The sequence below is a fragment of the Microbispora sp. H10949 genome (assembly GCF_014161435.1).
In the GTDB taxonomy this organism is placed as follows: Bacteria; Actinomycetota; Actinomycetes; order Streptosporangiales; family Streptosporangiaceae; genus Microbispora; species Microbispora triticiradicis.
The window spans coordinates 1-803 of sequence record NZ_JABBWZ010000038.1; the positions used below are offsets into that span (position 1 = coordinate 1).

General features: G+C 71.9%; 1 protein-coding gene. It reads right to left on the reverse strand.

Annotated elements, in window-relative coordinates; genetic code table 11:
* On the reverse strand, positions 1-803 hold an 803-nt coding region (locus HHX40_RS38070), incomplete at both ends, for a LacI family DNA-binding transcriptional regulator (protein ID WP_396788627.1).

Genomic DNA, 803 nt, shown 5'->3' on the forward strand with positions numbered 1-803 from the left:
CCCGCCTCCCGCAACGCCCGCAACACCCCCATCGCCATATGATCATTGGCCACGAACACCGCCGTCACCGCCTCATCGGCCGCCAACCGCCGCCCCAGCTCATAACCCGACGACGCCGTCCAATCCCCCACCAACGGCTCAGGCACCACCCGGCCCTCCGCCTCCAGCACCGACCGCCACCCCGCCGCCCGGCCACGCGAATCCACCCAATTCGGCGGACCCGCCACATGCCACACCGTCCGATGCCCCAAACTCAGCAGATGCCGCGTCGCCCGCGCCGCCCCCGCCCGCTGATCCACCGCCACCACCGGCACCGGCACATCCCCACCCCCACCGACCACCACCACCGGCAACCCCGCCGGCAGCTGCCGCACCCCCTCAGCCGCCGACTCATGCGGCGCCACCACGATCACCCCGTCCACCGACTGCGACCGCAGCCGATCCACCCCCCGCCCGATCCACCGCCGATCCAGCACCGGCAAACTCGCGATACTCACCAGATAGTCACTGTCACGCGCCGCCTGCTCCACCCCGAACAACGTCGACGCCGGCCCGTACAACGTGGTGTCGAAACACACCACCCCCAACACCCCCGACCGCCCCGTCACCAACATCCGCGCCGCCGAATTCGGCCGGTAATCCAGCTCCCGCACCGCCGCCAGCACCCGCTCCCGCGTCTCCGGACGCACCTTCTCCGGAGCGTTCAGCACCCGCGACACCGTCATCGCCGACACCCCCGCCAGCTCCGCGACGTCTTCCATGACCGCCGCCCTCGGGCGCTCGGCCGGGCTCTCTCCAGGCCG